The organism is Klebsiella sp. 141203, from assembly GCF_032601985.1.
Classification (GTDB): Bacteria; Pseudomonadota; Gammaproteobacteria; order Enterobacterales; family Enterobacteriaceae; genus Klebsiella; species Klebsiella aerogenes.
Window position 1 is genome coordinate 1,508,331 of record NZ_JAQIRL010000001.1, and the last position, 25,835, is coordinate 1,534,165.

The window sequence follows — 25,835 nt, forward strand, 5'->3', positions numbered from 1 at the left end:
ACAGGCCAATCCCCTCCCCTTGCGCAGTAGTGCTACTGTCCGTCCATCACCTGAATCCACTGGACGGATTGCCAATGAATAAAGCTATTTCCACACCGCATGACGCAGTATTTAAAACCTATCTTTCCCATTCGGATACCGCGCGCGATTTTCTCCAGTTGTATCTGCCTGAAGCACTAAAGGAGATCTGCGATCTGCGTACGCTACATTTAGAATCGGGTAATTTTGTCGAAGAAGATCTCAGACCTTACTATTCCGATATTCTCTACTCGCTGCAAACCACCGCGGGCGACGGCTATATTTACGCGCTGATCGAACATCAAAGTAGCCCCGACCGACATATGGCCTTTCGCCTGATGCGCTATGCCGTCGCCGTCATGCAGCGCCACCTTGATGCCGGACACGAAAAACTCCCTCTGGTGATCCCGGTGCTTTTCTATCACGGCCTGGTGACGCCCTATCCGTTTTCAATGCGCTGGCTGGATGAGTTTGCCGCGCCGGAGCTGGCGACCACACTCTACCACGGCGAATTTCCACTGGCGGATATCACCGTCATACCGGATGATGAAATCGCCACTCATCAACGTATGGCAACGCTGGAATTACTGCAAAAACATATTCGACAACGCGATCTGGCGCAGTTACTCGACAAGCTGGGCGAATTATTATTGACTGGATTAGCCACGCAAACACAGGTGCAGGCGCTAATGCACTACCTGGTGCTCGCGGGAAATAGCCGCGAACCGATAAAGTTTATTCGTGAGCTGGCGCGCCGGACGCCGCAACATAAGGAGACGCTGATGACTATTGCAGAATATCTCGAGCAGCAAGGGCTGGAGCGCGGTTTGCTTCAGGGACGGCAAGAGGGCCGGCAAGAAGGCCGTAAAGAAGAAGCACAGCGTATCGCCGCCGCGATGTTACGTAGCGGTCTCGCCCCCGCGCTGGTGGCGCAGCTAACCGGGCTGGCAGAGCAGGAACTGGCGTCGCTTTCGGCCTAAAGCTTCAGGATCTCTTTAACAAATGGGATCGTCAGTTTTCGTTGAGCGGTAATTGACGCGTGATCGAGCTGATCGAGCGTCATAAACAGCGAGCGCATTTCTCTATCCAGACGCTTGAGCAGGAAACGGCAGACATCTTCCGGCATCTCGAAACCGCGCAGTCTGGCGCGCAACTGCAGCGCCTGCAGCTTATCTTCATCCGACAGCGGCTGTAGCTTATAGATTTGCCCCCAGTCAAGGCGCGAGGCGAGATCCGGCAAGCCAAGATGCAGCTGTCGCGGCGGGCAATCGCCGGTGATCAGCAGGCGAGTTTTACCTGATTCGAGAATACGGTTATAGAGGTTGAAAATAGCCATTTCCCAGGGCTCATCCCCGGCCACGCACTCGATGTTATCGATGCACACCAGCGCCAGTTGCTCCATGCCGTCCAGCACTTCCGGCACGAACCACGTGCGCTTATCCAACGGCACGTAGCCGACGGCATCGCCACGCTGGGATAGCTCAGCGCAGGCGGCATGCAAAAGATGGCTACGCCCCGCGCCTTCGCGTGACCAGATATAGATGTATCCGCTGTGTTCCTGCCGCAACACGTTCTGCAGAGCGGCAAGTAGGGAAGGATTATCACCCGGCCAGAAACTCGCGAACGTTTCGTCGTCAGGAAGATACAGTGGCAAAGAGAGCTGTGCCGGAGCGTTCAGATGGACCTCAACATAGGCTTACAGAAAAACGCGAAGAGTTTAACACAGTTTTAGGTCAGGAGAGAACCGGGCAGGATCGCTGCCCGGTATGAGGATCGTTATTTCGCTTCTTCGCTATCCGCGGCGTCCAGCACCACTTCTTCCGGACGCAGAACGCTGATCAGTTTAAAGATCAGGCTCAGGCAAATACCGACGATCGTCGCCAGCGCCATGCCTTTCAGCTCCGCCGCGCCAATATGTACTTTGGCGCCGCTCACGCCGATGATCAGGATGACTGAGGTCAGAATCAGGTTCTGCGCTTTGCTGTAATCGACTTTTGATTCGATCAGCACGCGGATACCGGATGCGCCGATCACCCCGTACAGCAGCAGAGAAACGCCGCCCATCACCGGAACCGGGATAATCTGGATCGCCGCCGCCAGCTTGCCGACGCAGGAGAGCAGAATCGCGATAATCGCCGCGCCGCCAATAACCCAGGTACTGTATACGCGGGTAATCGCCATCACGCCGATATTTTCCCCGTAGGTGGTGTTTGGCGTTGAGCCAAAGAAACCGGAGACAATCGTCGACAGCCCGTTGGCGAACATCGAGCGGTGCAGACCCGGATCGCGGATCAGGTCGCGCTTAACGATATTGGCGGTCACCACCAGGTGCCCCACGTGCTCGGCGATCACCACCAGCGCGGCAGGCAAAATGGTGAAAATGGCAAACCACTCAAAGCGCGGGGTGTAGAAGGTCGGCAGTGCAAACCAGTGCGCTTCGGCGATAGGCGTCGTATCGACAACGCCCATCACAAAGGAGAGCGCATAGCCCACCAGCACGCCGATAAGAATCGGGATAATCGCCAGGAAGCCGCGGAACAGTACGGAACCAAAAACCGTCACCGCCAGCGTCACCATCGAAATAATAATGGTTTTGCTATCGGGCGATTGGCCGTCAGCCGGCAGCAGCCCGGCCATGTTCGCCGCCACGCCCGCCAGTTCCAGGCCGATAACCGCCACGATGGCGCCCATCGCCGCCGGCGGGAACATCACATCCAGCCAGCCGGTACCGGCTTTTTTGACAATAAAGGAGACGATGCAAAACAGGACGCCGCACATAATGAAACCGCCGAGCGCCACTTCATAACCCAGCGGCAACAACAGCAGCACCGGGGAGATAAAGGCGAAGCTCGACCCCAGATAGGCCGGAATTTTGCCTTTACAGATAAAGAGGTACAACAGCGTACCGATGCCGTTAAACAGCAGTACAGTAGCCGGGTTAATGTGGAACAGGATAGGCACCAGAACCGTTGCGCCAAACATGGCGAACAGATGTTGCAAACTAAGCGGGATTGTCTGTAAAAGCGGCGGTCTTTCACTCACCCCGATTGCACGGCGCGTCATAATATTATCCTCTGAGAGTCGTTTGTTATTTGTTGTGGGCGTGATTTATTCAAAAAAAAGCCGACTCTCAAAGTCGGCTTTTTATCACTTCATCATTTATTTGGTACCGAAAATCTTATCGCCAGCATCGCCGAGGCCCGGAATAATGTATCCGTGCTCGTTGAGGCCCTGGTCGACGGAGGCGGTGTACAGCTCGACGTCAGGATGCGCTTTCTCCAGCGCGGCAATGCCTTCCGGCGCCGCCACCAGCACCAGCACCTTAATGCTCGAGCAGCCCGCTTTTTTCAGCAGGTCGATGGTCGCGATCATCGAACCACCGGTTGCCAGCATCGGGTCAACCACCAGCGCCATACGCTCGTCAATGTTTGAAACCAGCTTCTGGAAATAAGGAACCGGCTCCAGCGTTTCTTCATCACGGTAGATACCAACAACGCTGATACGCGCGCTCGGCACGTGCTCCAGCACGCCTTCCATCATACCCAGACCGGCACGCAGGATAGGCACCACGGTAATTTTCTTACCTTTGATCTGCTCAACTTCGACCGGACCGTTCCAGCCTTCGATAGTGACACGCTCGGTAGCGAGATCGGCGGTTGCTTCGTAGGTCAGTAAGCTACCAACCTCTGAGGCGAGTTCACGGAAGCGTTTAGTACTGATGTCATGCTCACGCATCAGGCCCAGCTTGTGTTTGACGAGTGGATGTTTCACTTCCACGATCTTCATTCTCTTTCTCCTCTGAGGGGCAGCCACAAAAAAAATCGCGGGATTATACCGCTTTTTGCGGATTGCGCCATACCCATCTTGCTTGACGTATATCAAACAAAGTGATTTATGGATTGTTACACATTATAAAACAAACAAAAAAAGCCGGAGGTTCCCCTTCGGCTTTTATCTTTAGCAACGTGACGCTTGCTGGCGGCTATAGGTTTTCGCCGTTACTGGCAATAACCTGCTGATACCAGGCAAAGGATTTTTTACGGCTACGGGCCAACGTGCCGCAACCGTCGTTATCTTTATCGACAAAGATAAATCCATAGCGTTTTTTCATCTCGCCGGTACCGGCGGAGACCAGATCGATACAGCCCCACGGGGTATACCCCATCAGATCGACGCCATCTTCCACCACCGCTTTTTTCATTTCGGCAATATGGGCGCTGAGATACTCGATACGGTACTGGTCGTCCACGCTGCCGTCAGCTTCACGCACGTCAATGGCGCCAAAGCCGTTTTCAACGATAAACAGCGGCAGCTGATAGTGATCCCAGAACCAGTTGAGCGAGTAGCGCAGACCAACCGGGTCAATCTGCCAGCCCCAATCCGATTTCTTGACGTAGGGATTGGAGACCAGGCTGGTGCTTTCGTCGTAATCCAGGTGCGGATTATCGTCAGTCGCTTTGGTGGCGAAGGACATATAGTAGCTAAAGCCAATATAGTCGACGCAGCCCTCTTTTAACGCCAGGCGATCGGCGTCGGTGATATCCAGCGTAAAACCACGGCGCGCGAAGTAGTTGAGCAAATGCTGCGGATAGCGGCCACGCACGTGCACATCGGTAAACCAGTAACGACGATGCATAGCGTTCATCGCCATCATGATGTCGTCCGGCGCGCAGGTGAGCGGATAGATAGGACACATCGCGATCATACAGCCAATCTGCAGGTCCGAATTAATCTCGCGTGCTGCCTTCACCGCTAGCGCGCTGGCCACCAGTTCATAATGGGCGGCCTGAAACATCACCGGCTCACGGTCTTCTCCGGGCTGATACTTCAGGCCGGAGTTGGTAAAGGGGGCGAAATCTTCATGGAAGTTGGCCTGGTTGTTGATCTCGTTAAAGGTCATCCAGTACTTCACTTTGTGCTGATAACGGGTAAACACCACCTTCGCAAAGCGGACGAAGAAATCAATGAGTTTACGGTTGCGCCAGCCGCCGTATTCAGTCACCAGGTGGTAAGGCATCTCAAAATGGGAGAGCGTGATCACCGGTTCAATACCATATTTCAGGCACTCGTCGAACAGATCGTCATAGAATTGCAGGCCCGCCTCATTGGGTTCCAGCTCATCGCCCAGCGGAAAAATGCGCGTCCAGGCAATTGAAGTACGGAAACACTTAAATCCCAGTTCGGCAAACAGCGCCACGTCTTCTTTATAACGATGATAAAAATCAATCGCCTCATGGTTGGGATAGTTATGGCCGGGCAGTACGCCGTCGGTGATCGTTCGCGGCACCCCATGGGCGCCTGCGGTCATCACGTCAGCGACGCTAATCCCCTTCCCTCCTTCTTGCCAGCCGCCCTCAAGCTGATGCGCCGCAACCGCGCCGCCCCACAGAAAACCTTCTTTGAATCCGGACATATACTCTCCCTATAGACGATCGTTATGCGCTTTTCACCAAACAGAAACCGGTTTCATTGGCATAATGATCATTCATTAAAGGCGAGGCAAGCAGAAGACTGTACCCGGTTTCATTTTCGTGAACAGTATCAAATTTGCTCATCTGTAAGCCGTTTTAAATCGAGTGTAAAGCAGGCTCGCAAACGTTTGCTTTCCCTGTTAGAATTGCGCCGATTTTTCTTGCTACCGCAAACGCGTGGAGACTTCGCAGTGACCGATAAAACCTCTCTCAGCTATAAAGATGCCGGCGTGGATATTGATGCAGGCAACGCTCTCGTCGACCGTATTAAGGGCGTGGTGAAGAAAACCCGTCGCCCGGAAGTGATGGGCGGACTGGGCGGATTCGGCGCGCTGTGCGCTCTGCCGCAGAAATACCGCGAACCGGTACTGGTCTCCGGTACCGACGGCGTCGGCACCAAGCTGCGTCTGGCGATGGACCTTAAACGTCACGACACTATCGGTATCGATCTGGTCGCCATGTGCGTCAATGACCTCGTAGTTCAGGGCGCCGAGCCGCTGTTTTTCCTCGACTACTACGCGACCGGTAAACTGGACGTGGATACCGCAGCAAGCGTGATAAGCGGCATCGCCGAAGGCTGCTTACAGTCCGGCTGCGCGCTGGTTGGCGGCGAAACGGCGGAAATGCCGGGTATGTACCACGGTGAAGATTACGACGTGGCCGGTTTCTGCGTCGGCGTGGTAGAAAAATCAGAAATCATCGACGGCAGCAAAGTGGCTGACGGCGACGTACTGGTCGCCCTTGCCTCCAGCGGCCCGCACTCTAACGGCTACTCGCTGGTGCGTAAGATTATCGAAGTCAGCGGCGTTGACCCACAAACCACCGACCTCAACGGCAAACCGCTGGCCGACCATCTGCTGGCGCCGACCCGCATTTATGTCAAATCGATTCTGAATCTGATTGCCAACGTCGACGTCCATGCTATCGCTCACCTGACCGGCGGCGGCTTCTGGGAAAATATCCCGCGCGTACTGCCGGACAACACCCAGGCGGTGATTGACGAGTCCTCCTGGCAGTGGCCGGAAGTCTTCAACTGGCTGCAAACCGCCGGTAATGTCAGCAGCCACGAAATGTACCGCACCTTTAACTGCGGCGTCGGCATGCTGGTCGCTCTGCCGGCAGCCGAGGCGGATAAAGCCATCGCCCTGCTGAACGAGCAGGGTGAAAACGCCTGGAAAATCGGTTACATCAAGGCATCCGATGCCGAACAACGCGTGGTCATTGAATGAAAAACATTGTGGTGCTGATTTCCGGTAACGGCAGTAATTTACAGGCGATTATTGATGCCTGCGCCCGGAAGCAAATCAACGGCACCCTGCGTGCGGTATTCAGCAATAAGGCCGAAGCATTCGGCCTTGAGCGCGCCCGCGAGGCCGGTATTCCAGCCTTTGCGCTCTCGCCGAAAGCGTTTGATAGCCGCGAAGCCTTCGACCGCGAGCTGATGCAGCAAATCGATGTCTTCCAACCCGATCTGGTGGTGCTGGCGGGCTACATGCGTATCCTTAGTCCGGCCTTTGTTGGCCACTATCAGGGGCGCTTGCTGAATATCCATCCTTCTCTGCTGCCGAAATATCCGGGGCTGCATACTCATCGCCAGGCGCTGGAAAACGGTGATGAGGAACATGGCACCTCGGTACATTTCGTCACCGACGAACTCGACGGCGGGCCGGTGATTTTACAGGCTCGGGTGCCGGTATTTCCGGAAGACAGCGAAGATGACGTTACCGCCCGCGTTCAGGCGCAGGAGCACGACATCTACCCGCTGGTGGTGAGCTGGTTTGTTGATGGCCGCCTGCGTATGGAAGCTAACTCTGCGTGGCTGGATAATCGCAAGCTGCCGCCGCAGGGCTATGCCGCCGAAGAATAAGTTCGACCTGCCCCGGAGCATTCGCCGGGGCACCTTCCTCTCTTATTTCCTCGCTAATTATCGCCGTTTTCCAGACACAGCGCGTTAGGGTTCCAGGCTGCCGGTAAGGGTGTCGGGCGCTGATAATCAAACTCGCGCAGTGTCAGACCCGCTACGCCGTTAGCATACAGTACCGGCAAACCGCCGGGATAAGGCTCAACACCCCAAACGCGGCCGCTTTGCGGATTCAAACACCAGGCGTTATCAATCCCCATCCCGGTCGGCGACATCGGATTGCACGGCGGGCGGATATCATAAAGCCCCTGCTCCGCTGCCAGGTTCAGCTTCTGGGTTAGCTGCACGCCGTCAAACAGAATACGCCGGATCTGGCCTGGCGTTTCACTATGTAGGTTTATCGCGCCTTCGCACTCGCCAACCAGCCCGCGGAACTGGATCTGTGAGATTTCGCCGGGTTCAATCGCCGGATCGCGGCGGCGCGCGGAAAGGAAAACAGGATCCGCCTCGCCCCAGTGACAGGCCGGCGCGCTCACGCAATCAAAAGCAATGCTGCTAAAAATCATCCGCCGTAGCCGCCCGCCGTCGCGGGATATCAGGCCGATGCCGCGATTGGAGTCAAAGATAGTGCAGTTACTCACCAGCACATCCTCAATATCCTGCCAGGTTTCAGTACCGATTTTAAAGGCGCAGCTTTTCGAGCGCAGCGTGCAGTTAACAATGGTTACCTGACGCAACGGTCGCTGGATGCGCTCAGGTTTATCGGTGGTCTTCAGACAGATGGCATCATCCGCCGCGCTGAAATAGCTATTGGCGATATGTACCTGCTGGCAGCTGTCGATATCCAGCGCATCGGTATTAGCCATCGTCAAATCATTGTCAACGGTGACACCGTCAACCACCACGCCCGTGCAGGAGACCAGATGAATTGTCCACATCGGGGCATGTCGTACGGTGATGTTTTCCAGCCGGACGCGAAGGCAATTTTCCAGCAAAATGATCCTCGGGCGCGCCGTGGCTGGCGTGCGGTAACCCATGGCATCAACGCGACGGGAAAACCAGCCGTCAGCGCTGCCGTAAATCTCACCGCCGCCGCAGATGGTAATATTCTGCGCATCCACAGCATACAGAAAGGCCCGATCTGAAGATTCCGCCCGGCTCAGCGCCGTCGCCTGGGCAAAGTCATCATAGTTTTCGCTAACGATAAGCTCGGCGCCCGGCGACAGCCACAGACAGGTGTTCGAGCCTATCCGTAAACCGCCGAGCGCGTACCTGCCGCAATCAACCACCAACCGGCCGCCGCCCGCCTGCGCCAGTTCGTCCAGCGCCTGTTGAAAGAGTTCGGTATCAGGCGTCACGCCATCCGCATGGGGATGGCGCTGCGAAAGATAAATGTTCATAGCATGTCCTGGAAAATCAACGTGGAGGCTATCTCACCATCTCTCTCACCCTCAGCGTAGGGTCGAAAGCGATATCGCGGAAATATCTGCGTACCCTTTCACAATCGCCGTCACGACCAGGGGCAAAACGTGATAACACCCGCAAACTTTACCCCTGACAAAAATGAAAAAAGGGTCCGCATCACATTTAAGGCCTGATTCAACCACAGAAAACGTGAGGCGCATCGCGGGGTTTATTTCATTTTGTCGCCATTTGGCATGCTGCTCGCAGAACGGTACGAAAAACCGTCTATCGGGATTTTCGCCCCCATCTCCCTCTTTTACTGTGCAACCTCTCATCCCTGATAAAAGAGATACGCGCATGACGAGGACAGTAACCCCGCAACGAGAAGTCAAAACCCGCAATATCCTCTGCTGGGGGATGGGCGATATTTTCGGCAGCGGCGCGATGACCATCACCGGCCTGTGGCTGCTCTACTTTTATATTGAAGTCGCCGGGCTCTCGCCCGCCGCCGCGGCCTCTATTTTCGCCATCGCCAAGATTTGGGACGGCATCACCGACCCGGTAATGGGCTACATTACCGACAACATTCGCACCCGTTGGGGACGGCGACGGATCTTCTTTATTGTCGGCGCGCCGCTATCGCTCTGTTTCGCTCTGATGTGGATAAGTGGTTTTGGCTACGCTTGGTACCTCGGTACCTATCTACTATTCAGCACCGTCTTCACCCTGCTGATGGTGCCTTACGATACCCTGCCTGCAGAGATGACCGCGCGCTATGATTTGCGCTCGAAAATGTCCGGGGCACGAATGCTATTTGCTCAGGCGACAGCCTTTCTCGCGGCGCTAATCCCCGGGCAAATCATGGCCCACGTCGCCGATAAATCGCAGGCGTTTCTCTATATCGGCATTATCTTTGCCCTGCTTTTTGCCTTGCCGTGGATCTTCGTCTGGCGCGGTACCTGGGAACGTGAGCATCTCCCACCACCGCAGACGCAGCAAGGTTTAGGTAAAACGCTGCGCTCGCTGTATCGGGAAATGGCCTCGACCTTCCGTCTGCGGACCTTCCGTATCCATATCATGATGTACGTCGGCGGCGCGGTGGCGCTGGATATTTTCGGCTCGCTGTTTATGCACTACATGACCTACGTGCTACGTGTCGGCACCTCGCTGGCTTCGCAGGCCATGAGTCTGATGACGCTGTTTCAATTCTTCGCGATCCCTTTATTTACCTGGCTTTGCATCCGCGTCGGCAACGGCAACGCCTATAAGGTCGCCATCGCGCTGATCCTCTGCGCGCTACTGTGGTTCAGCCAACTAACCGCTTCTTTCAGCCATCTTTCCTGGCTGCTGCTCGGCGGCGCAATCGTGATGGGCATCGCCCGCGGCGGCACCTATCTCATCCCATGGAATGTCTACAATTTCCTGCCCGATATCGATGAAGCCTACACCGGCGTGCGCCGCGAAGGGATCTACGCGGGGGTGATGATGCTGACGCGCAAATTCTCCCAGGCGCTGGCGCTGTTTATCGTCGGCCTGGCGCTGGAAACCTTTGGATTCACCAAAGGCGCCGAAACGCAGAATACCGCCGCGCTGAATGGTATCTGGTGGGTATTCCTCGTTGGCCCCGGCCTGCTGGCCTTACTGGCGATGTATGGCGCGTTTCGTTTTCGCTTGAGCCAGCCGCGACATCAAATCCTGATTAGCGAACTGGAGCGTCTGCGCGCCGGTGGTCATCCACAGGATGCCAGCCCGCTGGCACGCGAAACCATCGAGCTATTGACCGGCCATCCACATCACAACGATCGCTGGCAACACGCCGCTGTTTCTACTCAAGGAAATCACTATGTCGCAGAAAAACAACCGTCCTGAATTACAGTCACTCATCGAAGCGCTAATCGGCAACTTAACCGCGATTACCGATGATAGCGGCGAGTATTTGCAGCGGCTGGCGGATGGCCGGGTGGTTGATACCAAAGGTTGGGACGGCTGGGAGTGGACGCATGGCATCGCCCTGTTTGGCCTGTTTCGCTACCAGCACCTGACAGGATCGCTTCGGGCTGGTGAACTTATCGACGGCTGGTTTAGCGCCCGTTTCGCCGAGGGCACGCCGGAGAAAAACATCAATACCGCTTGCCCGTTTTTAACCCTGGCGCTGCGCTATCAACAGACGCCTCGCAGCGACTGGCGCGCCTATCTGGAAAGCTGGGGAGACGCTATATATCGCCAGATGCCGCGTACCGATGAAGGCTGCCTGCAGCACGTCACCTATGAGGCTCCCCATCATCAACAAATCTGGGACGATACGCTAATGATGGCGGTGCTGCCGCTGGCGATGCTCGGCAAAATGTTTGCTAAATCGCGCTGGGTAGAAGAGGCGAAATTTCAGTTTTTGCAGCACCTGCACTATTTAAGCGACCGCCAAAGCGGCCTGTGGTTTCACGGCTGGCATTTCAACGGCAGACACCATTTCGCCGGCGCGCTGTGGGCTCGCGGCAATAGCTGGATAACGCTGGCGATACCGGAGCTACTGGAGATGCTCGCGCTCGACGAGCACGACGCCTTTTACCGCCAGTTGCAAAATACTCTGCAGATTCAGGTCAGCGCCCTTGCCCGCTGCCAGGCCGAAAACGGCCTATGGCCAACACTGCTCAACGACCCCGATAGTTATCTGGAAGCCTCTGCGACGGCGGGGTTTGCCGCGGGTATTTTTAAGGCGGTGCGCCTCGGCTACCTCGACGACGCGTTTCTGCCGGTCGCCGAGCGGGCCTGCCGGGGTATAATCGAACATATCTCACCGCAAGGAGAGCTAACGCAGGTGTCGTTTGGCACAGCGATGGGCCGCGACCTCGACCACTATCGTAACATTCCCCTGACCGCCATGCCCTACGGCCAGGCAATGGCGATACTGTGCCTGGTTGAAGCGCTACACCGCACGCTTTAATACGGCTATCTGAGCGCCGTCAGTTCGGTGCTCAGGCTATCAGCCAGATGACGTGCTCGTACGGGATCGAACATCACGTAAAACGCCGGCGAGGCCTCTCCTGTCTGCTGACAAAGCGTTTCCATTTCCGATGCGCAGCGATACAGCGCCTGTACGTTGATATGACAAATTTCCCGCATGCTCCAGCTGTTTTCCACCTCTCGGGCGAAGTGCAGAGTAAAGAAGGCCTTTTGCGCGTGGGTAAATGTCTGGCAATAAAGCGCCAGTCCCTGCCACTCTTCACGCCACCGAAGCGCCAGCGCGGCGGGAAAATCCGCCGTGAGAGCGAACGCTTGCGCCGCTTTCCCCAACTGCTGCGCGCTGGCTGCGACGTCATCTTTTTCTTGCGCGATTTGCGTGAGATTAGCCATCGATTTCTGCGGATCGTCACGCTTGAAGTGGATATCGTGCGCCGAACCGGGTAACCAGTGACTGCGCGCCAGTTGTCCGTAAAGGCTCCACACCGCCTGGCCGTAGCTTTCAGGCAATTGGCTATGGCGATGGAACACATGGTCTCGCACATATATTGACTGATAGAGTGTCTGCGTCGCCTGCTCAAGCAGCGACTGGAACTGCTGCGCGACATCGGCTGGCGGACACCAGCCGTAACGCTGCGCCAGCCATTGCACCAGTAACTGCTGCTGATTTTTTGCCGCCCCTTCGCCCAGCAATTGGCTGCAGGCGAAGAGGTTACATTCGCTTAACGTCGCAGGGATCCAGTGATTATCGATGCTTTCCCAACTGGTTTTGCAGATAGCGCCGGTAATGCGCGGATTGCGGCTCTGGCACCACAGCAGTCGCCCCTGTAGCTCATCAATACGTAAAAACGGCATGACTCCCCATCCCACTTCCTCGCCGGCAAGATCGATATCGATCCATACATCTCGCGTCTGCACCGCCAGCAGCGCCGGATTATTAGGGAATGCAGGCCAGAAACGTTCCGGCGTGAGTTTTATCGATACCGAAACCGCAGGCGGCAGCGGTTCAATCGCATCCAGCACGGCGCTGAGATCGTCATTGCTGGCCGGGAAAACGCGCAGTACCAGATGTTTATTTTGCGCGGCTACCACCTGGCTCAGGGCATTAAAGCAGCGGCGATACAGCATCAAGCTTTGCGCGGGCTGGCGGGGATCGTCGTGTTGTCTGGCCCACTGCGGGTGAGAGATTGGTAATAAGCCGTCGGTACTGGAGAGCGCGATAATCAAACCGGTGAGCGCTGGCACGCTTTGGCACACGGCGCGGATTTTGTCAGTTAACCAGCGGCTCCAGAAATCGACATCGAAACGCACCCCGCGCGGGGTATCCAGCAGTTCCGGATGCGCTAATAACAGTTCGGTTGGAAAGCTAAGTTCTTTCGCCTGCAGATAAAATCGCAACCCCTGTTCACGGCAGCGTAACGCCAGGCGATTGAGATAGATACAGCGCGCTCGTTGTTGGCTCGACAACCGGTCGTTATAGTCAAAAGGCGTATACCCCTGTGGCGAAACCAGCTTGCCAAACAGCTCGGCCTGCCCCACCACCACGGTATTAAAATCATGCTCAAGTGCGTATTCAATCAACCGGCAGGCCGACGGCCAGTGCCAGATATCCTGGTTGTTAAGCTCCAGCGCCCGCGTTTCCCACATCGTTTCGCCCTCCATTTCGCCCCTGACTGAACATAACGTAAGCAAACAAACGCGTCCGCTTTTTCCTGACATCTGATTGAAAGAAAACTGTCATATTGCTTTGACATAGTTGGACATTCAATGGCAAAGCTCGCCATAATGAAAAAGCGACGTCAATGATCCGGAGTGTGAGTTGTAATGGGCCAGGAAAAGCTATACATCGAAAAAGAACTCAGCTGGTTGTCCTTTAACGAGCGCGTACTTCAGGAAGCGGCGGACAAGAGCAACCCGCTTATCGAGCGCATGCGCTTCTTAGGAATTTACTCCAACAACCTTGATGAGTTTTACAAAGTGCGCTTCGCCGAACTTAAGCGACGCATTCTTATCAGTGAAGAACAAGGTAGTACCGCCCATTCACGTCATCTGTTAGGCAAAATCCAGGCCCGCGTGCTAAAGGCCGATCAGGAATTTGATGGTCTTTACAATGAACTGCTGCTGGAAATGGCGCGTAATCAGATCTTCCTGATTAACGAACGCCAGCTGTCCGTTAACCAGCAGTCCTGGCTGCGCAACTACTTCAAACAGTATCTTCGCCAGCATATTTCGCCGATTCTGATCAACCGCGAGACGGACCTGGTTCAATTCCTGAAAGATGATTACACCTATCTGGCGGTGGAGATTATCCGCGGCGACACCATTAATTATGCGCTGCTGGAGATTCCATCTGATAAGGTGCCGCGCTTTGTGAACCTGCCGCCGGAAACGCCGCGACGCCGCAAGCCAATGATTCTGCTGGATAACATTCTGCGTTACTGCCTGGATGATATCTTTAAGGGCTTCTTTGACTACGATGCCCTGAATGCATACTCGATGAAAATGACCCGCGATGCCGAGTACGATCTGGTACACGAAATGGAATCGAGCCTGATGGAGCTGATGTCCTCCAGCCTGAAGCAGCGCTTAACCGCCGAGCCGGTACGTTTTGTCTACCAGCGCGATATGCCGGACGCGATGGTTGAAATGCTGCGCGATAAGCTCTCCATCTCCAACTACGATTCAATGCTGCCGGGCGGGCGTTATCACAACTTTAAAGACTTTATCGGTTTCCCGAATGTTGGCAAGGCCAATCTGGTCAACAAACCGATGCCGCGCCTGCGCCATCTGTGGTTCGATAAATTCCGCAACGGCTTTGACGCTATCCGCGAACGCGACGTACTGCTCTACTACCCATACCATACCTTCGAGCATGTGCTTGAACTGCTGCGTCAGGCGTCGTTCGACCCAAGCGTGCTGGCGATCAAAATCAATATCTACCGCGTCGCTAAGGATTCACGGATTATCGATTCGATGATCCACGCCGCCCACAACGGTAAAAAAGTGACCGTGGTGGTTGAACTGCAGGCTCGCTTCGACGAAGAGGCCAATATTCACTGGGCCAAACGTCTGACAGAAGCCGGCGTACACGTTATCTTCTCGGCGCCGGGGCTGAAGATCCACGCCAAGCTATTCCTCATTTCGCGTAAAGAAGGCGATGAGGTAGTGCGTTATGCGCATATCGGCACCGGCAACTTCAACGAGAAAACCGCTCGTATCTACACCGACTATTCACTTCTCACCGCCGACGCGCGCATCACCAATGAAGTTCGTCGCGTATTTAACTTTATCGAAAACCCTTACCGGCCAGTTAGCTTCGACTACCTGCTGGTGTCGCCGCAGAACTCGCGTCGTCTGCTGTATGAAATGATCGACCGCGAAATCGCCAATGCGCAGAATGGGCAACCGTCCGGAATTACGCTTAAATTAAATAACCTGGTCGATAAAGGGCTGGTGGACAGACTCTACGCCGCCTCCAGCACCGGCGTGCCGGTGAACCTGCTTATCCGCGGCATGTGCTCGCTGATCCCCGGTCTTGAGGGAATAAGCGAAAATATTCGCGTGATTAGTATCGTTGACCGTTTCCTTGAGCACGACAGGGTCTATTGTTTTGAAAACGGCGGTGATAAACAGGTGTGGTTATCCTCCGCCGACTGGATGACGCGCAATATCGACTATCGTATCGAAGTCGCCGTACCGCTGCTGGACCCGCGTCTGAAGCAACGCGTACTGGATATTCTCGATATCCTGTTCAACGATACCGTAAAAGCGCGCTATCTTGATAAAGAACTGAGTAATCGCTACGTGCCGCGCGGCAATCGTCGCAAAGTACGCGCACAGATGGCGATTTACGATTATCTCAAATCACTCGAACAACCCGATTAACCTATGCCAATAAACGAAAAAACCCCTCGGCCGCAGGAGTTCGCTGCGGTCGACCTTGGTTCGAACAGTTTTCATATGGTGATCGCCCGTGTCGTCGACGGGGCAATGCAGATCATCGGTCGCCTGAAGCAACGCGTCCACCTGGCCGATGGCCTGGATGAAAACTCGGTGTTGAGCGAAGAAGCGATTACTCGCGGACTGAACTGCCTGTCGCTGTTTGCTGAACGTCTGCAAGGGTTCTCCCCTTCCAGCGTTTGTATCGTCGGGACGCATACCCTGCGCCAGGCGGCCAACGCGGCGGACTTTCTCAAACGAGCGGAAAAAGTTATTCCTTATCCCATCGAGATAATCTCCGGTAACGAAGAAGCGCGTCTGATTTTTATGGGCGTTGAGCATACGCAACCGGAGCGCGGTCGTAAGCTGGTTATCGACATCGGCGGCGGCTCGACTGAGCTCGTGATCGGCGAAGATTTCGAACCCCGCCTGGTGGAAAGCCGACGTATGGGCTGCGTAAGCTTCTCCCAGGCCTATTTCCCCGGCGGCGTTATCAATAAAGAAAACTTCCAGCGCGCGCGCCTGGCGGCGGTGCAGAAGCTGGAAACGCTGGCATGGCAGTTCCGTATTCAGGGATGGAACGTGGCGCTGGGCGCCTCTGGCTCCATCAAAGCCGCGCATGAAGTGCTGATCGCCATGGGGGAAAAAGACGGATTTATTACGCCTGATCGCCTGGAAATGCTGGTTAGTGAGCTGCTGAAGAATAAAAACTTCGATTCATTAAGCCTGCCGGGATTGTCGGAAGACCGCAAAGCGGTATTCGCTCCGGGCCTGGCGATTTTGTGCGGGGTATTCGACGCGCTGGCGATCAAAGAGCTGCGCCTGTCCGACGGCGCCCTGCGCGAAGGCGTGTTGTACGAGATGGAAGGCCGCTTCCGCCACCAGGATATTCGCAGCCGAACGGCCCAAAGCCTGGCGAACCAGTACAATATCGATCGCGAACAGGCCCGCCGGGTACTGGAGACCACCACTCAGATGCTGGAACAGTGGCAGGAACAAAACCCGAAACTGGCGAATCCGCATCTGTCTGCCCTGCTGAAGTGGGCGGTAATGCTACATGAAGTGGGGCTGAACATTAACCACAGCGGTATGCATCGCCACTCCGCCTATATCCTGCAAAATAGCGACTTGCCGGGCTTTAATCAGGAGCAGCAGATGCTGATGGCCACGCTGGTGCGCTATCATCGCAAGGCTATCAAGCTGGATGATTTGCCGCGTTTTACCTTGTTCAAGAAAAAACAGTTCCTGCCGCTTATCCAACTACTGCGTCTGGGCGTGTTACTGAACAATCAGCGTCAGGCGACGACGACGCCGCCAAAACTGACATTGAAGACGGAAGCCAACCACTGGACCTTAATTTTCCCGCACGACTGGTTTAGCCAGAACGCGTTGGTACTGCTGGATCTGGAAAAAGAGCAACAGTATTGGGAAGGCGTGCCGGAATGGCTGCTGAAAATTACTGAAGAAGAAGCGTAAAGCTGACATCTTTGACTAAAACGGCCGGGTCATACGCCCGGCCGTTTTTTATGCGACTTCAGCCGCACAGGCCAACTGTTCTATCGGAACCGGCATACCAATGTCATAGCCCTGCATATAATCAATCCCCAGAGAAATCGCCGCCTGGCGGATCTCCGGCGATTCCACATACTCCGCCACTACCTGCATATTTTTGATTTGCGCCAACCGGCAAATCGACGCCACAACCTGATAATCCAGGCTACTGGTCACCAGATTACGGATAAAGCTCCCATCAATTTTCAGCATGTCGACGTTGAGCGTTTTCAGCCGCGCATAGCTGGCATAGCCGGTCCCGAAATCATCAATCGCCACCCGGCATCCCAACTCCTGCAACCGCGCGAGCGTTTGTTGCGCCTGCTCCGGATTACTGAGCGAGTGATTTTCCGTCAGTTCAAAAATAAGCTGCCACGGCTCGATATTATAATGATGCAACATTTCCTCGACTTCGTCCGGGAACCGGCTGCGGCTGACCGAGACTGGCGACAGATTGATGGCCAGACGCATGCCTGGCAGCGTATGTCGATTATCGTTCATAAAAGCCAGCGTATTGTCGATAACCCAGCTGTCGATGCGAGAAGCCAGGCCAAATTCGTGCGCCGCGGGCAAAAAATTATCCGGCGCAACCAGTTCGCCCTGCTCGCCCACCATACGCAACAGGACTTCATGATAGCTATCGCCACGCATGCCGATAATGGGCTGCGCCATCAGCCGAAAGCGATTCTGCTCCAGCGCCTGCAGGATCTGGTTCATCATAGACACGCGTTCTTTTAATCCCTGCTGGACGTGAACGGCGCCGCGGCGCTGCACGTTTTCCGGGTGGCCGCTGGTTAACGACATATCGGCAATATTATTCAGTTCGCCGAGCAGTAAATACAGATGTTTGACCGGAGAGCGCACGTTGCAATAGCTGATCCCGACGGGCGGCTGCAGCGGAATACCATCCCAGATGAAACGGAACTGCTTAATCCGCTCATCCAGCATCACGATGCGTTTTTGATGATCGTCGCTATTCAGGCGTACCACCAGATCATGGCCCGAAAGGTGATAGACCATTTCATTCGGCTGCAGCATGTGACTTAAGTATTCCGACAGCTGCTGCTTATACTGAATGCGTAGCATCACGCCATAGTGCCGACCAAGCAACTCCAGCTCCGGCATGCGTAAAAAGCACAGTACCGACCAGGTCGAGTGGTTTAGCGCTCGGCTCAGGGCCCGTAAATTTGGCATATGAACGACCGGGTCGAGAAAGGCCATCCTACGAACCCGACGGTGGATCATCCGCTGCTGCGTCGCCAGCATCGCCATATAAGCGATAATAAAGGAGAAAACCAGGTAGCTGGAGGAGGTAATCGCCAGCTGGTTATTGTAGATCGGGGAAAATGGCAGATAGCTGTAATGAAAATGGATAACCAGAATTAATATCGGCGGCCACACCAGGGAAATAAAACGATAACCGAAACGCATCGCTCCCCATAGCATGACCGGCATAAGTAATGAAAGTGTATAATTTGTGCTAAATATCGTGCTGTTGGCATTTAACGGCATGAATAATAAAGCCAGTATTATTAACAATACTATTGCCCAGACAATAATTTCCAGCGGTTTTATTTTTTGGTCAATTTGTAAACGTACCTGGGATATAAAGCCGCGTAAGTGTAGCGGATTACGAATAACGCGAAGCAAAAAATAGCACAGCGGCACGCCGGTCAGACAACCGACCATCAGCGCCTGAAAAGTGATTAACGATCGTAAACTAAATGGCGTCGTCCCAACCAGTTCCGCCGCACGCGGATGCAGGCCAAGATACTCAGCAAGTTGAGAAATAATGAGAAAAATCACCGAAGGCAGCAGCATTTGCCAGAACAACCGATGCGGCATCAGGGCAACATTGCCGTGTGAAATCTGCTGACGGCGCGGAACGAAAATACGATACCCGCCCCAGCACAGCACCGCGGGGATCAAAAAATGAAATAACACACCGATGGCTTGCTCAAAGGTCATGCCGCGCGTAATGGTCAGCAGCAAACCGATAACGATGCCCGGCAGCGCCGCCCAGCCAAAAAAAAGCATCAGGCTTAATACTAGCGCCAGTGGAAGGTAATACAGGAAGACGGTATGACCGTTAAGATTTGCAAATGTATTCGCGGCGCGCGCCAGCGGCAACAGCAGCGTAGGCAGGATGAGCGGTAGCGCCCACCATTTATCCTGATATCGTTTGTATAGTTTAATAATACTCATAGATGCTCGACAGATTACCCCAACTCCTGCGGAGTATATTCAGACAGGCATCCAACCCGACCAGGCTAACCGCGAAAGTAATAACGATGCGGAACAGATGGACGATTTTAGTGAGCAATGGAATCAAGCAATTGACGCAAATCAATAAACTATTTAGCTAATATTAATAAAACTTATTTTTTTGCGACCTCGTTCAACAACCAAAATCTGTGTAAATACGATGTTCATCTTATATAACATTAAGTAATGTTTTAGCACTACGATTTTTACACCGCCGACAATTGACCCCACCGCTATACTATGACTTAATACCCCCATCGCCCGTCTTCGGGTATACTTCAAGGAACCTTTTGTGAGTCAGGCACCCAGTATGCGTAAACGACATCGATTTAACCGTCGCATGACCCGTATCGTACTACTTATCAGTTTTCTCTTCTTCTTTGGACGCTTTGTCTACTCCTCTATCGGTGCCTGGTACCATCATCAGGACAAACAAGAGTCGCAGCAATCGACCATCACCATTGACGCTCCGGCGACGCCAACGACTCCAGCCCAGGAATAACGCCTACGGCAAAATTTTTAGTTGTTGCAGCAGACGCAGCATCTCCGCTATCCCTTTGTTGATAACTTTATCCTGACGCATCACCACGCCCAGTTGGCGATAGAGCCGCGGCGATAGCGACTGTATACGTATTCCGGTGCGGTCATCTTCATCCGCCACCGCCATCTTCGGTACGATACTGTATCCCAGACCGGCACGCACCATACGCTTGATAGCCTCAATGCTACCGAGTTGCATCACCGGCGCCGAGTTTACCCCGGCAGCGCGAAACCAGCCATCGATTAGCCCACGGGTCCCGCTGCCGGCTTCAAATGCTATTAGCGAAAGTGCCTGTAGCAGTGAAGGCGTCACTTGCCCCACTAGCGGTTCATCATCGTTGGCAGTAATAAATACAAACTCTTCCTCCAGCACTGGCGTTACCGCCAGGCTGCGGCCGCTGGCAGGTAAGGTCACCAATCCCAGATCAAGCCGGCTTTCTTCCACCGCACGTACAATGTCAAGCGTATTACCGGTCGTGACGCCAACCGTTAACAGCGGATGCTTCTCGCGTAGATGGCGCAATAGCGGCGGCAGCAAATGAATACAGGCCGTCGCCCCGGTACCGAAGCTCATCGTGCCGTGCACTTCATGGTTAAACTCAGCCACCGACTGCACCGCCGTATTCACCGCCTGCTCAATAATTTCACTATGGGCCAGTAGCGCCAATCCGGCGGCAGTGGCTTTGATCCCTCGGCCGGTACGCTCAACCAACCGCGTCTTCAGGAACTGCTCAAGCTGGCGAACCTGCAGGCTTACCGCCGGCTGCGATATTCCCAGTACATCAGCGGCGGCGGAAAAACTGCCGCGCTGCGCCACCAGCCGAAAGGTCGTCAGATTTACCAAATTCAGCATCGTCATCACAAAGTTTCTCTTATGCAGGCTATAAGCCCCAGGGACTGCCTGCACAATAGCGCGCGCGATATGCTGCCGACAACTGCATAACGCTTTGGAATTCAATGAAAACGTCAACCTTGCCTGCCACCGCGCCTCTTTCCCTTACTCTCGCAGCCGGCGGCAACCAGCTCATCAACTGGGGGATCGTTTTTTATATGCCCGGTACCTTTGCCGGCGCTATTGCTAGTGATACTGGCTGGGGCGGAACGGAGATCTATCTCGGTTTGACCTTCGCCATGCTGATGATGGCGGCGATCTCGCCTTTTATCGCCCGCCTGTTGGCCTGGTTTGGCGGTCAGCGGGTGGTGTTCATCGGTTCATTAACCATCGCGGCAAGCTGCCTGGCTATGTCGCAGGCAGACAGCCTGATCTTCTGGTACGTCGCATGGCTACTGGCCGGTGTCGGTATGCGGCTGGCGCTATACGATGCGCTGTTCGCCGCGCTGGTTAACCTGTATGGTCAACGCGCGAGAATGACTATTTCACGGGTGACCCTGGCTGGAGGACTGGCCTCAGCGATATTCTGGCCGCTGGGCACCGCGCTGCTCGCGCTAATGGGATGGCGTGGAGCGCTGGTAATCTACAGCCTGTTTGGCCTGTTTAGCGCACTACTGCTGTGGCGGATGCCTAATCAACGCTTGCCCGACCGGAGCGCTCATCAGGAGAAAGTGCCGCTTTCCCGCCGCGACCAGCGCACAGGCCTGCTGTACGCCTCGCTTATCGCTTTGGTCACCTTTATTTCTAACGGCACATCCACCCATCTGCCTGAGTTTATCGCCAGCTACGGTCTGCCGGTAACAATAGGCGTACTATGGGGCATCGGACAGACCGGCGCCCGCTTTCTTGAGGTGATTTCAGGAGCGCGACTCACCCCACTCCGGCTAACGCTGTTGACCACAGCGCTATTGCCGCTCTGCTTTTTACTGGGCCTCAACGCCACCTCGCTAAGCTGGACCGTTGGCGGTTTTGTTTTCGCCTACGGGGCAATTAACGGCCTGACAACGGTATTTAAGGCAACATTACCGTTGCAGCTATTCGCAGCGGAAGATTACGCGCGGCGTACCGGACGGCTGCTGATCCCAGCGCAACTGCTGGCCGCCGTCTCGCCATTTGCCTATGCCTGGCTAAATCAACATCTGGGGATAGAAAGGAGCCTTGCTATTTCGGGTCTCTTATCGCTGGTCGTACTGGGGCTGGCGCTGAGAATCGGCTGGCTGCAGCGGCGGCAGGTTGTACGTATAAGTCAGAGACAAAGTGAAGAGAGGGTATGAAAAAGCCTCTGTAAAACACACACATTTAGGACTATCAGGCCACGATCAGACGCTTAAACAGCAGCTGCTGGACGTCCTGACGATGTGCCAGGATCGCATGCGCGGTCACTAACGTACCGTCTACGGAATACAAAACCCGGTAGCCTTCAGCGTGATTAAACTCCCGGTATTTGGCGCAGCCAATTTTCAGCAATTCGGGGCAAATCTGGCAGCCCAAGGGGAACTGGCCTACGGTGCTCTCAAACTGTGTAAGAATATCTGCGATAACCCAACCGAAATTTATCACATGGTACTTTTTCAAACCTGAATTCTAAATCAGAGAGTACCATCAAAAATTCCATTGAAAAAACAGTGCTTCCCGTGGCTAAAAGCTGCCAGAAAGTGCCAGATACAAAAACAAAAAAGCCCGCATTTACGCGGGCTTAGAGGTACTTGACTGCTTTTACGTGCAGGCTGTTGCCAGACGCGAAATCATTCCCACTCAATAGTCGCTGGCGGCTTACCGCTGATGTCGTACACCACGCGGGAAATACCGTTAACTTCGTTGATGATGCGGTTGGAGACGCGGCCAAGGAAATCATACGGCAGGTGCGCCCAGTGCGCGGTCATAAAGTCGATGGTTTCTACCGCACGCAGGGAGACGACCCAGTCGTATTTACGGCCATCGCCCATCACGCCGACGGAGCGAACCGGCAGGAACACGGTAAATGCCTGGCTCACTTTGTCATACAGGTCGGCTTTACGCAGTTCTTCAATGAAGATAGCGTCCGCGCGACGCAGCAGGTCGCAGTACTCTTTCTTCACTTCGCCGAGTACGCGAACGCCAAGGCCCGGCCCCGGGAACGGGTGACGGAACAGCATGTCGTACGGCAGGCCCAGCTCCAGACCAATCTTACGCACTTCGTCTTTGAACAGCTCTTTCAGCGGTTCAACGAGGCCCATCTTCATCTCTTTCGGCAGCCCGCCCACGTTGTGGTGAGACTTGATGACGTGCGCTTTACCGGTCGCGGAAGCGGCGGATTCGATCACGTCAGGGTAGATAGTGCCCTGCGCCAGCCATTTCACGTCTTCCAGCTTCAGCGCTTCTTCGTCGAACACTTCAACGAAGACGCGGCCAATGATTTTACGCTTCGCTTCCGGATCATTTTCGCCCTTCAGCGCGGTCAGGAAGCGGTCTTCCGCCGCAACGTGCACGATGTTCAGGCCGAAACGGTCGCCGAACATATCCATAACCTGCTCGGCTTCGTTCAGGCGCAGCAGGCCGTTATCCACGAATACGCAGGTCAGGTTTTTGCCGATGGCGCGGTGCAGCAGCATCGCGGTAACGGAAGAGTCAACGCCGCCGGACAGGCCGAGGATGACTTTATCTTCACCCACCTGCTGACGAATACGCTCAACCGCGTCGTCGATGATCTTCGCCGGCGTCCACAGCGCTTCACACTGGCAGATATCGCGCACGAAGCGCTCCAGCATACGCAGCCCCTGACGGGTGTGGGTGACTTCCGGGTGGAACTGTACGCCGTAGAAGCGTTTTTCTTCATTAGCCATGATGGCGAACGGGCAGCTTTCAGTGCTGGCGACGGTCACAAAGTCGGAAGGGATAGCGGTGACTTTATCACCATGGCTCATCCACACGTCCAGCAGCGGCTTACCGTCAGCGCTCAGCGCATCTTCGATGCCCTTGATCAGCGCGCTGTCGGTCTGCACTTCCACCTGCGCGTAACCGAACTCGCGCTCGTTGGAAGCTTCAACGTGGCCGCCCAACTGCATGGCCATGGTCTGCATGCCGTAGCATACGCCGAATACCGGTACACCGGCTTCGAAGACGTACTGCGGCGCGCGCGGGCTGTTGTCTTCGGTGGTGCTTTCCGGGCCGCCGGAAAGAATAATGCCGTTCGGGTTGAACTCGCGGATTTGAGCTTCGGTCACGTCCCAAGCCCAGAGCTCGCAATAGACCCCTAATTCACGTACGCGACGCGCAACCAGCTGGGTGTACTGAGAACCGAAGTCCAGGATAAGAATGCGATGTTTATGAATGTTATCCGTCATTGACGTTAATTCCAGAGAAGTAGCGATGATTGAATAAAAATCGCCCGGCGCGTAGCCGGGCGATGAAAATCAGGAGCCCATGCGGTAGTTCGGGGATTCCTTGGTGATCGTCACGTCGTGAACGTGGCTCTCCTGGATGCCCGCGCCGCTGATGCGCACGAACTCTGCTTTGGTACGCAGTGCGTCAATAGTACCACAACCGGTCAGACCCATACAGGAGCGCAGGCCGCCCATCTGCTGGTGAATGATCTCTTTCAGGCGGCCTTTATAGGCAACGCGGCCTTCGATACCTTCCGGCACCAGTTTGTCAGCGGCGTTATCGCTCTGGAAGTAACGGTCGGAGGAACCTTTGGACATCGCGCCCAGGGAACCCATACCGCGGTAGGATTTGTAAGAACGACCCTGATAGAGCTCGATTTCACCCGGGGATTCTTCGGTACCGGCCAGCATGGAGCCAACCATCACCGCGGCGGCGCCTGCAGCAATCGCTTTTGCGATATCGCCGGAGAAGCGGATACCGCCATCGGCGATAACCGGAATACCGGTGCCTTCCAGCGCTTCAACCGCGTCGGAAACGGCGGTGATCTGCGGAACGCCTACGCCGGTAACGATACGGGTAGTACAGATGGAGCCAGGGCCGATACCCACTTTCACCGCGCTGACGCCAGCTTCCGCCAGGGCACGAGCGCCCGCGCCGGTCGCCACGTTGCCGCCGATGATTTGCAGGTCAGGATATTTAGCGCGCGTTTCGCGAATACGCTGCAGAACGCCTTCGGAATGACCGTGAGAGGAGTCGATCAGCAGAACGTCAACGCCTGCGGCAACCAGCGCGTCAACGCGCTCTTCGTTACCGGCGCCAGCGCCAACGGCCGCGCCAACGCGCAGACGACCGTGCTCGTCTTTACACGCATTCGGTTTACGTTCCGCTTTCTGGAAATCTTTTACGGTGATCATGCCGCGCAGATGGAAGCTATCATCCACTACCAGCGCTTTTTCTACGCGTTTTTCGTGCATTTTAGCAAAGACCACTTCACGGCTTTCGCCTTCACGCACGGTGACCAGGCGCTCTTTCGGCGTCATATAAACGCTGACCGGCTGATTCAGGTCGGTAACAAAACGCACGTCGCGGCCGGTGATAATGCCGACCAGTTCGTTGTCTTCGGTCACTACAGGATAACCGGCGAAACCGTTACGTTCGGTCAGCTCTTTCACTTCGCGCAGGGTGGTAGTCGGCAGAACGGTCTGTGGATCGCTTACCACGCCGGATTCATGTTTCTTCACGCGACGGACTTCTTCAGCCTGACGCTCGATGGACATGTTTTTATGAATAAAGCCGATGCCGCCTTCCTGGGCCAGGGCAATCGCCAGGCGCGCTTCAGTTACGGTATCCATCGCCGCGGAGAGCATAGGAATATTCAGACGAATAGTTTTCGTCAGCTGCGTGCTGAGATCGGCGGTATTCGGCAGAACGGTAGAATGAGCGGGAACAAGGAGGACGTCGTCAAACGTCAGGGCTTCTTTAGCGATACGTAGCATGGGCAATATCTCGACCAGGGTGGATAAATATTGCCGTGGCATTATACAGAGCGTAACCGATTGCATCCACCCTTTTT

At 55.0% G+C, this 25,835-nt stretch carries 19 protein-coding genes and 1 pseudogene; 9 read left to right on the forward strand and 11 right to left on the reverse strand.

The window, feature by feature from the left end:
* Positions 1-74 precede the first annotated feature (74 nt).
* On the forward strand, positions 75-998 hold the full coding sequence (locus tag PGR29_RS07225) for an Rpn family recombination-promoting nuclease/putative transposase (protein WP_308959147.1): 924 nt from the start codon (positions 75-77) through the stop codon (positions 996-998).
* Here PGR29_RS07225 and PGR29_RS07230 read toward each other — a convergent pair.
* The 4 genes from PGR29_RS07230 to PGR29_RS07245 all read right to left on the reverse strand — a co-directional run bounded on the left by PGR29_RS07230 (position 995) and on the right by PGR29_RS07245 (position 5,431).
* Positions 995-1,696 (reverse strand): DnaA inactivator Hda, encoded by a 702-nt coding sequence (locus tag PGR29_RS07230; RefSeq protein WP_026612247.1) that lies wholly within the window; start codon positions 1,694-1,696, stop codon positions 995-997. The two genes, PGR29_RS07225 and PGR29_RS07230, sit on opposite strands and share 4 nt — an antisense overlap.
* 98 nt (positions 1,697-1,794) lie before the next feature.
* Positions 1,795-3,081 carry a uracil permease gene (uraA, locus tag PGR29_RS07235; protein WP_015370403.1) on the reverse strand — a complete coding sequence of 429 codons (1,287 nt, stop codon included), beginning with the start codon at positions 3,079-3,081 and terminating at the stop codon, positions 1,795-1,797.
* 96 nt (positions 3,082-3,177) lie between these two features.
* Entirely contained in the window at positions 3,178-3,804 is a 627-nt protein-coding gene (gene upp, locus PGR29_RS07240; RefSeq protein WP_015370402.1) for a uracil phosphoribosyltransferase, read from the reverse strand.
* Positions 3,805-4,000: 196 nt separating this feature from the next.
* Positions 4,001-5,431: a 6-phospho-beta-glucosidase gene (locus tag PGR29_RS07245; protein WP_316424311.1), complete on the reverse strand. Its 1,431-nt coding sequence runs from the start codon at positions 5,429-5,431 to the stop codon at positions 4,001-4,003.
* A 249-nt stretch (positions 5,432-5,680) separates the two neighbouring features.
* Between PGR29_RS07245 and purM the strand changes: the two genes are divergently transcribed.
* Positions 5,681-6,718 carry a phosphoribosylformylglycinamidine cyclo-ligase gene (purM, locus tag PGR29_RS07250; protein ID WP_020078194.1) on the forward strand — a complete coding sequence of 346 codons (1,038 nt, stop codon included), beginning with the start codon at positions 5,681-5,683 and terminating at the stop codon, positions 6,716-6,718.
* Entirely contained in the window at positions 6,715-7,356 is a 642-nt protein-coding gene (purN, locus tag PGR29_RS07255; RefSeq protein ID WP_015370398.1) for a phosphoribosylglycinamide formyltransferase, read from the forward strand. The genes purM and purN overlap by 4 nt, the downstream gene beginning before the upstream one ends.
* Before the next feature lie 53 nt (positions 7,357-7,409).
* Here purN and PGR29_RS07260 read toward each other — a convergent pair whose 3' ends face one another.
* A complete protein-coding gene (locus PGR29_RS07260; protein ID WP_087858419.1) occupies positions 7,410-8,750 on the reverse strand; it encodes a glycoside hydrolase family 28 protein in 1,341 nt (446 codons plus the stop codon).
* A 421-nt stretch (positions 8,751-9,171) separates the two neighbouring features.
* On the opposite strand from PGR29_RS07260, the gene PGR29_RS07265 reads away from it, so the two are divergent.
* Both PGR29_RS07265 and PGR29_RS07270 read left to right on the forward strand, forming a co-directional pair.
* Positions 9,172-10,623, forward strand: a complete 1,452-nt coding sequence (locus PGR29_RS07265; RefSeq protein ID WP_308958512.1) for an MFS transporter — start codon at positions 9,172-9,174, stop codon at positions 10,621-10,623.
* Positions 10,598-11,695, forward strand: a complete 1,098-nt coding sequence (locus PGR29_RS07270) for a glycoside hydrolase family 88/105 protein (protein WP_308958510.1) — start codon at positions 10,598-10,600, stop codon at positions 11,693-11,695. The genes PGR29_RS07265 and PGR29_RS07270 overlap by 26 nt, the downstream gene beginning before the upstream one ends.
* A 5-nt stretch (positions 11,696-11,700) precedes the next feature.
* On the opposite strand, the gene PGR29_RS07275 is transcribed toward PGR29_RS07270, so the two are convergent.
* Positions 11,701-13,359, reverse strand: coding sequence for a hypothetical protein (locus tag PGR29_RS07275; RefSeq protein ID WP_316424345.1), 1,659 nt, complete (start codon positions 13,357-13,359; stop codon positions 11,701-11,703).
* A gap of 177 nt (positions 13,360-13,536) precedes the next feature.
* Between PGR29_RS07275 and ppk1 the strand changes: the two genes are divergently transcribed.
* Positions 13,537-15,597: a polyphosphate kinase 1 gene (gene ppk1 / locus PGR29_RS07280; protein WP_047043447.1), complete on the forward strand. Its 2,061-nt coding sequence runs from the start codon at positions 13,537-13,539 to the stop codon at positions 15,595-15,597.
* Positions 15,598-15,600: 3 nt separating this feature from the next.
* Complete coding sequence (gene ppx, locus PGR29_RS07285; RefSeq protein WP_087858415.1) at positions 15,601-17,127, forward strand: exopolyphosphatase; 1,527 nt, start codon at positions 15,601-15,603, stop codon at positions 17,125-17,127.
* Positions 17,128-17,175: 48 nt separating this feature from the next.
* On the opposite strand, the gene PGR29_RS07290 is transcribed toward ppx, so the two are convergent.
* Positions 17,176-19,407, reverse strand: a complete 2,232-nt coding sequence (locus tag PGR29_RS07290; protein ID WP_316424312.1) for an EAL domain-containing protein — start codon at positions 19,405-19,407, stop codon at positions 17,176-17,178.
* A 370-nt stretch (positions 19,408-19,777) separates the two neighbouring features.
* Here PGR29_RS07290 and PGR29_RS07295 point away from each other — a divergent pair, with 370 nt between their 5' ends.
* On the forward strand, positions 19,778-19,969 hold the full coding sequence (locus PGR29_RS07295) for a YfgG family protein (protein WP_015370389.1): 192 nt from the start codon (positions 19,778-19,780) through the stop codon (positions 19,967-19,969).
* Between the two features lie 3 nt (positions 19,970-19,972).
* On the opposite strand, the gene PGR29_RS07300 is transcribed toward PGR29_RS07295, so the two are convergent.
* Positions 19,973-20,866 (reverse strand): LysR family transcriptional regulator, encoded by an 894-nt coding sequence (locus PGR29_RS07300; RefSeq protein ID WP_316424313.1) that lies wholly within the window; start codon positions 20,864-20,866, stop codon positions 19,973-19,975.
* 98 nt (positions 20,867-20,964) lie between these two features.
* Here PGR29_RS07300 and PGR29_RS07305 point away from each other — a divergent pair, with 98 nt between their 5' ends.
* Complete coding sequence (locus tag PGR29_RS07305; RefSeq protein ID WP_316424314.1) at positions 20,965-22,173, forward strand: MFS transporter; 1,209 nt, start codon at positions 20,965-20,967, stop codon at positions 22,171-22,173.
* Between the two features lie 34 nt (positions 22,174-22,207).
* On the opposite strand, the pseudogene PGR29_RS07310 reads toward PGR29_RS07305, so the two are convergent.
* The 3 genes and pseudogenes from PGR29_RS07310 to guaB all read right to left on the reverse strand — a co-directional run.
* Positions 22,208-22,441: pseudogene (locus PGR29_RS07310) on the reverse strand (type II toxin-antitoxin system RelE/ParE family toxin); the annotation flags it as partial.
* Positions 22,442-22,644: 203 nt separating this feature from the next.
* Entirely contained in the window at positions 22,645-24,222 is a 1,578-nt protein-coding gene (guaA, locus tag PGR29_RS07315) for a glutamine-hydrolyzing GMP synthase (RefSeq protein WP_015703162.1), read from the reverse strand.
* A 69-nt stretch (positions 24,223-24,291) separates the two neighbouring features.
* On the reverse strand, positions 24,292-25,758 hold the full coding sequence (gene guaB, locus PGR29_RS07320; protein ID WP_015370334.1) for an IMP dehydrogenase: 1,467 nt from the start codon (positions 25,756-25,758) through the stop codon (positions 24,292-24,294).
* Positions 25,759-25,835 lie beyond the last annotated feature (77 nt).

Bases quoted from the DNA above. Each gene is read 5' to 3' on its own strand.
- guaA (WP_015703162.1), bottom strand. From the start codon at position 24,222: ATGACGGATAACATTCATAAACATCGCATTCTTATCCTGGACTTCGGT.
- PGR29_RS07265 (WP_308958512.1), top strand. From the start codon at position 9,172: ATGGGCGATATTTTCGGCAGCGGCGCGATGACCATCACCGGCCTGTGG.
- ppk1 (WP_047043447.1), top strand. From the start codon at position 13,537: ATGGGCCAGGAAAAGCTATACATCGAAAAAGAACTCAGCTGGTTGTCC.
- PGR29_RS07300 (WP_316424313.1), bottom strand. From the start codon at position 20,866: ATGACGATGCTGAATTTGGTAAATCTGACGACCTTTCGGCTGGTGGCG.
- PGR29_RS07270 (WP_308958510.1), top strand. From the start codon at position 10,598: ATGTCGCAGAAAAACAACCGTCCTGAATTACAGTCACTCATCGAAGCG.
- PGR29_RS07275 (WP_316424345.1), bottom strand. From the start codon at position 13,359: ATGTGGGAAACGCGGGCGCTGGAGCTTAACAACCAGGATATCTGGCAC.
- upp (WP_015370402.1), bottom strand. From the start codon at position 3,804: ATGAAGATCGTGGAAGTGAAACATCCACTCGTCAAACACAAGCTGGGC.
- PGR29_RS07225 (WP_308959147.1), top strand. From the start codon at position 75: ATGAATAAAGCTATTTCCACACCGCATGACGCAGTATTTAAAACCTAT.
- PGR29_RS07245 (WP_316424311.1), bottom strand. From the start codon at position 5,431: ATGTCCGGATTCAAAGAAGGTTTTCTGTGGGGCGGCGCGGTTGCGGCG.
- ppx (WP_087858415.1), top strand. From the start codon at position 15,601: ATGCCAATAAACGAAAAAACCCCTCGGCCGCAGGAGTTCGCTGCGGTC.
- PGR29_RS07295 (WP_015370389.1), top strand. From the start codon at position 19,778: ATGCGTAAACGACATCGATTTAACCGTCGCATGACCCGTATCGTACTA.
- PGR29_RS07305 (WP_316424314.1), top strand. From the start codon at position 20,965: ATGAAAACGTCAACCTTGCCTGCCACCGCGCCTCTTTCCCTTACTCTC.
- PGR29_RS07260 (WP_087858419.1), bottom strand. From the start codon at position 8,750: ATGAACATTTATCTTTCGCAGCGCCATCCCCATGCGGATGGCGTGACG.
- purN (WP_015370398.1), top strand. From the start codon at position 6,715: ATGAAAAACATTGTGGTGCTGATTTCCGGTAACGGCAGTAATTTACAG.
- PGR29_RS07290 (WP_316424312.1), bottom strand. From the start codon at position 19,407: ATGAGTATTATTAAACTATACAAACGATATCAGGATAAATGGTGGGCG.
- guaB (WP_015370334.1), bottom strand. From the start codon at position 25,758: ATGCTACGTATCGCTAAAGAAGCCCTGACGTTTGACGACGTCCTCCTT.
- uraA (WP_015370403.1), bottom strand. From the start codon at position 3,081: ATGACGCGCCGTGCAATCGGGGTGAGTGAAAGACCGCCGCTTTTACAG.